The following is a 5,743-nucleotide window of genomic DNA, read 5'->3' as shown; positions in this document are numbered from 1 at the left end:
CCCTTGCGCGCGTCGAGGCTCCACACACCCTGCCCGGCGCTGGTCAGCGCGAAGTTCCAGCGGGTCTCGGCTTCGGCGATGCGCGCTTCGGCCTGCTTGCGCGCATCGATGTCCTCGATCTGCGACACGAGATAGAGCGGGCGATGGGTCTCCTCTTCGCGGATGACCGACCCGGCAAGCTGCGCCCAGACGGGAGTGCCATCCTTCTTGAGGTAGCGCTTCTCGAAATGGAAGGAATCGATCTTTCCCTCCTTGAGCGCGATCATCGTCTCGCGGCCGATCTGCAGATCGTCGGGATGCGTGATCTGAAAGAACGTCAGCGCCTCGATTTCCGCCCGGCTGTAACCGAGCATCGCCGCGAAGGCGGGATTGGTCTGAAGGATGCGGCCGTCGAGGCCGACGATGGCGACGCCGATCGCCGAATCCTCCATCGCGCGGCGAAAGCGCTGCTCGCTCTCGGCGATCTGCCGATGGTCATCCGCGATCCGGCGAATGAACAGTGCGAAAAGGAAAAGCGACGCTCCGATGACGGCAATCGACAGCTGCAGGCACAACCTGAGCGCCGCGACGCCAGGCTGAAAGCCCGGCGACAGAATCGAGGCCGCCACGGCAATGATGCCGGCTGTCATCAAGACGGGCACGGCACGCTTGCCGGCCCGCGGACCTTTCCAACTCGACCATGCCACAATGCGATCCCACCCAATACGCAACTGCACGCTGCCGCAACCCTGGAGGATCGATTTTAAGGAATGGTTGCGCGAACGGCAGCGACCGCTCCGCTAACCGGCAAACAATTGCCGGCATGATTAAGGATCGGTGTGCGAACCTACCAGCGGACGAAAAGCCGCCCACCTATGGCGCCGAGCGCTGTGAGGATGACAATGGCGAGCGTGTACCAGATGGCGACGAACAGCGGCGAATCGTCGAAGCAATGCGCGGCATAGAAGGTCGCCGAGAGTCCGCCGGCGAGCAGGCCGGCGACCGCGCCCGCCAGCATCGGCCGCGTCGGCGCGCCGTGACGCAGCGCCGCGAGAAAGACCGCGAGCGGGCCGATGCCGATCAGCGGGATGAAGGTCAGGCAGATGTACCAGTTGGTGCCGACCAGCCTCCTGCCCCACTCAGGCGAAGGCACGGCAAACAGTTCCAGAGCCACGGCCACGACAACCAGCAGCGGCGCGACGGCCATCCAGGCAGCCGCCCGGGCTGTCGACGCGCCGGGGGTCGACAACGCCCGAATCAGGGCGAAGGCGCTGACACCGAGCGCGATGGTGAAGACGAATTTGGCGAGGAAGCGCATCGTGTGCATGGCGGCCATGATGTCGGGACGCGGGCCGATGGTCAGCCAGAAGACCGTCGCCGCGATCACCGCCGCCGCAGCGACCGCCAGCCACCAGGCCGAATCCTGCGGCATCGCCTTGCTGCGCGCATCGGCGTCGAGCGCCTTGATGAGGTCTTCGGTTCTCATGTCACTGTTGTCCGAACCTTTTCGCGATCGCGGCAAGGCCGCGATGCAGCGACACCCTGACCGCCGTCTCGCTGACGCCGAGCTTGGCCGCCGTTTCGCCGATCGAGCGGCCATCGACCGAAATCGAAGAGACCACCGAACGCTGCGCAGGCGGCAGGCCATCCAGGGCCCTGGCGATGTCGCGCTCGCTGACGGTCTCCGCTTCCGGTTCGGCGAAAGTCTCGGCGATCTCGTCGATCTCGACCTCGATGCGCCGGCCTCGCCGACGGAACGCGTCGATCAGCTTGAAACGGGCGATCGCATAGACCCACGGGAGAACCGGAGCATCCTCGCGCCAGGTGTGCCGTTTGACATGAATGGCCAGCAAGGTTTCCTGCACGACATCCTCGGGGTCGACCCCGCCCTGAACGATCTTGCGCCGGACGAAGCCGCGAACGAGGGCGGCTATCCGGTGCAGAAAGTCGGCATAAGCCCTTTCGTCTCCCGCGATCGCGGCCCTGAGCAGCCGGGATAGTTCGGCCTCGTCCTTGCCGGTCACAAGAAGTTTACCCCCGAATGTTCGCGTCTCGGCCCTGGTTTGTTACGTGGCCAACGAAATAATGTCCAAGCCAAAGTACCGGAAAATCACGAAAGTTTGCGGCGACCGCCGCGCCTTTTCAAATTTCGCGAAACGGCGCGGCCCACGCAATGTCCGAGACGGTCGCACGACACGATGCTGCTTATTTCGGCGGCGCTGCGATGATTTTTGCGCCATAGGCATGCCGCGATCGCCTCCAGAATCCGGGAAAACAGCCTCAGGCAGGCGCTTTCAGATTGGCATGGCCCTTGCTTCGTAACCGGCGTGCAGAGCGTCTAGGGTTCCGGCCGTGTCGATCACGGTGCTGGTCCGAGAGACGCAACCGCCAGGGATGCATTGAGGCATCCGGCGGAACACGGCGGGCCAAAATCCCGGGAGAACCCTGCACGGGTTTGCTGGCGCGAACCTCTCCCGGATGCGCGCTCCGTGAACCCCCAACAAAAAAGTCCGGATTCAATCCGGACCGCAAAAAGGGGTACGCAATGCTTCGCAAGCTGGCTGCAATCGTCCTGGCCGCGTCACTCAGCCTTCCCTTGATCCCGGCCGCGCAAGCGGCGCCCAAGAAGGACTTCAAGATCTGTTGGTCGATCTATGTCGGCTGGATGCCATGGGGCTATCTCGCCGACAGCGGCATCATGAAGAAATGGGCCGACAAATACGGCATCAACGTCGAGATCACCCGCATCAACGACTACGTCGAGAGCATCAACCAGTACACTGCCGGCGGCTTCGACGGTTGCTCGATGACCAATATGGACGCGCTGTCGATCCCCGCCGGAGGCGGCGTCGATACCACCGCGCTGATCGTTGGCGACTTCTCCAACGGCAACGATGCCGTCATCCTCAAGGACAAGACCGCGCTCAAGGACATTGCCGGCCAGAAGGTCAACCTCGTGGAGCTCTCGGTCTCGCACTACTTGCTGGCGCGCGCGTTGGATACGGTCGGGCTCGCAGAGAAGGACATCACCGTGGTCAACACCTCCGATGCCGACATGGTCGCCGCCTATGGCACCAGCGACGTCACCTCGGTCGTCACCTGGAATCCGCTGGTCTCGGAAATCGTCGCCATGCCGGGCGCCCACAAGGTATTCGATTCGACACAGATCCCCGGCGAGATCATCGACCTGATGGTCGTCAACACCGCGACGCTGAAGGACAATCCGGCGCTCGGCAAGGCGCTCGTCGGCGCATGGTACGAAGCGATGGCCCTGATGACCTCCGGCATGCCCGAAGGCAAAGCGGCCAAGGAAGAGATGGCCAAGGCGTCCGGCACCGATCTTGCCGGCTTCGATGCCCAGCTCGCATCGACGGCGATGTTCTTCGAGCCGGCCAAGGCGGTCGAGTTCACCAAGGGCGCCGAACTGCCCAAGACGATGGATCTCGTCCGCAACTTCCTGTTCAGCCACGGCATTCTGGGCACCAAAGCGCCCACTGTCGACGTGATCGGCATGAGCTTCCCCGACGGCTCGACGCTGGGCGATGCCGGCAACGTCAAGCTGCGGTTCGACCCGGCCTTCATGGCGGAGGCGGCAGCCGGAACACTCTAGGACCGATCGTCATGCTGGCCAGAGGAACCGGTGCCGTGCAAGCCGGGGCAGGCGCGAACACAGCCAGCCCCCCCAGCGTGCCGAAGACACGGCTTCGCCTGATCAACGCCAGGGTCTCGCGTGGCGGAGCGGTGTTGCTTGGCACGCTGCCCTTCGCGGCCGTTGCCGTGGCCTATCTGTCCGCTTCGGCGCAACGGCTGGCCGTCAACGCCAATGACAAGCTGCTGCCTTCCCCGGCACAGATGTGGTCGGCGTTCTTCGATTTGGCGACCGTGCCGGACAAGCGCTCCGGCGACCTGATCCTGTGGGCCGACACCTATGCCAGCCTGGTCAGGCTGTTCGCCGGCGTCGGCTTGGCGACACTGGTGGCGCTCTTGCTTGGCATCGCCATCGGCTTCATCCCGCGCGTCAGAGCGTTTCTCCTGCCCTTCGTCACCGTTGTCTGCGTCATCCCGCCCTTGGCGCTGCTGCCGATCCTGTTCATCGCGCTTGGCCTCGGCGAAACAGCCAAGATCACCTTGATCGCCATTGGCGTGGCGCCGGTCATGGTGCGCGACATCGCCAACCGGGTCATGGAACTGCCGCCCGAGCTCATCGCCAAGGCACAGACGCTCGGCGGCAACAGCTGGACCATGGTTCTGAGGCTGGTGCTGCCGCAAACCATGCCGCGCCTCATCACCTGCGTGCGGCTGGCGCTCGGACCGGCCTGGCTGTTTCTGATCGCGGCGGAGGCCATCGCCTCGACCGAGGGGCTGGGCTACCGCATCTTCCTCGTCCGGCGCTACTTGTCGATGGACGTCATCCTGCCCTACGTCGTCTGGATAACGCTGCTCGCCGTCGCCACCGACTGGCTGCTCGCGCGGCTCTCGCACGTGGTTTCCCCCTGGGCTCATCCGGGGTCGGGCAAATGAGCCGCATCGTCGTCCACGGCCTGGAAAAGAGCTACGGCGACGCCCGCGTGCTGGAGCGCGTGAGCGTCACCGCCGAGCCTGGCGAATTCCTGTCGCTGGTCGGCGCCAGCGGCTGCGGAAAATCGACCTTCCTGCGCATCCTGCTCGGCCAGGAGCAGCAGAGTGGCGGCGTGGTCGTCATCGGAGACCGGCCGATCGTGCCGGAACCGACGCCGCAGCGCGGCATCGTCTTCCAGCGCTACTCGGTGTTTCCGCATCTGACCGCGCTGCAGAACCTGCTGCTGGTCGAGGACTTCCGCTCCGGCGGACCTTTCGGCCGCGTCTTTGGCGCCAGGCGCAGACGCGCGAGGCAGGAGGCCGAAACAATGCTGGAGCGCGTCGGCCTCGCTCATGCGCGCGACCTCTATCCTGCATCGCTCTCCGGCGGCATGCAGCAGCGGCTGGCGATCGCCCAGACGCTGCTCGGCCGGCCGCAGATCCTGCTTCTCGACGAGCCGTTCGGGGCGCTCGATCCGGGCATCCGCGTCGAGATGCACGAATTGCTGACCGAGCTTTGGAACGAGCACGGCATGACGGTGGTCATGGTCACCCACGACATCGGCGAGGCCTTCAAGCTCGGCACCCGCGTGCTTGTCTTCGACAAGGTGCGCCACGACCCCCAGTTTCCGTCCGCCTACGGCGCGACGATCACCTACGATCTGAAGCTCGACCACAAGAGCCGGGCTTCCGCACGAGAAGTGGCCGAAGTGGCCGCGATGGTCGGGACGACCCGACTGGACAACGCAATCACGACGACGGCGTCGTAACGGAGGTTTTCATGCACAGAGACATTCCAGCGCGCCGGCATCGCCGGGCTGGGCTGTTTGATCGCCAGCCGCGCCAGCGCTTGCATCATCCCAACTTCGAGATCCGCGACATGCAGGGCTGGAAGTCGATCGAGGCGGAAGGAAAGCTGCCCGAGGACGGCTGGCGCAAGGAACAGAAATGGGCGCTGGACATGGGTCTGCCGGGATCGGATTCGATCACCGACAAGTCAATCCCGACCTTCGCGCGCGGCGAACTGCCGCATTTCGCCGGCATCAACACCTTCCTCAAGGCGCCCTATGTCGAGAATGTCCGCGATGTCGGCCGATATGACGCTGCCGTCATGGGCATTCCCTTCGACAGCGGCACCACCTACCGCCCAGGAACCCGTTTCGGGCCGCAGGGCATCCGTCGCATCTCGGCACTCTACACGCCTTAC

7 protein-coding genes and 1 riboswitch are annotated in these 5,743 nt (G+C 64.5%); of the genes, 4 read left to right on the top strand and 3 right to left on the bottom strand.

Annotation, left to right across the window (positions count from 1 at the left end):
* The 3 genes from EOA38_RS25930 to EOA38_RS25920 all read right to left on the bottom strand — a co-directional run.
* A partial coding sequence (locus tag EOA38_RS25930; RefSeq protein WP_245480919.1) for a PAS domain S-box protein occupies positions 1 to 641 on the bottom strand: 641 nt, incomplete at its 3' end.
* A 185-nt stretch (positions 642 to 826) separates the two neighbouring features.
* Entirely contained in the window at positions 827 to 1,465 is a 639-nt protein-coding gene (locus tag EOA38_RS25925) for an NrsF family protein (RefSeq protein ID WP_127300572.1), read from the bottom strand.
* A 1-nt stretch (position 1,466) separates the two neighbouring features.
* Positions 1,467 to 2,003, bottom strand: coding sequence for a sigma-70 family RNA polymerase sigma factor (locus EOA38_RS25920; RefSeq protein ID WP_127220919.1), 537 nt, complete (start codon positions 2,001 to 2,003; stop codon positions 1,467 to 1,469).
* Positions 2,004 to 2,306: 303 nt separating this feature from the next.
* Positions 2,307 to 2,422, top strand: a riboswitch (guanidine-I (ykkC/yxkD leader).
* Positions 2,423 to 2,524: 102 nt separating this feature from the next.
* Between EOA38_RS25920 and EOA38_RS25915 the strand changes: the two genes are divergently transcribed.
* The 4 genes from EOA38_RS25915 to EOA38_RS25900 all read left to right on the top strand — a co-directional run.
* The gene (locus tag EOA38_RS25915; protein WP_127221080.1) at positions 2,525 to 3,589 is read left to right on the top strand and encodes a putative urea ABC transporter substrate-binding protein; all 1,065 of its coding nucleotides are present in this window, start codon (positions 2,525 to 2,527) and stop codon (positions 3,587 to 3,589) included.
* 11 nt (positions 3,590 to 3,600) lie between these two features.
* Entirely contained in the window at positions 3,601 to 4,500 is a 900-nt protein-coding gene (locus EOA38_RS25910; protein ID WP_245480918.1) for an ABC transporter permease, read from the top strand.
* Positions 4,497 to 5,306, top strand: coding sequence for an ATP-binding cassette domain-containing protein (locus EOA38_RS25905; protein ID WP_126091721.1), 810 nt, complete (start codon positions 4,497 to 4,499; stop codon positions 5,304 to 5,306). The genes EOA38_RS25910 and EOA38_RS25905 overlap by 4 nt, the downstream gene beginning before the upstream one ends.
* Before the next feature lie 11 nt (positions 5,307 to 5,317).
* A partial coding sequence (locus EOA38_RS25900) for an arginase family protein (RefSeq protein ID WP_189434893.1) occupies positions 5,318 to 5,743 on the top strand: 426 nt, incomplete at its 3' end.

The sequence above is a fragment of the Mesorhizobium sp. M1E.F.Ca.ET.041.01.1.1 genome, from assembly GCF_003997355.1.
Classification (GTDB): domain Bacteria; phylum Pseudomonadota; class Alphaproteobacteria; order Rhizobiales; family Rhizobiaceae; genus Mesorhizobium.
Note: the sequence above shows the minus strand (reverse complement) of the source record. Positions and strands in the feature narration are given on the sequence as shown.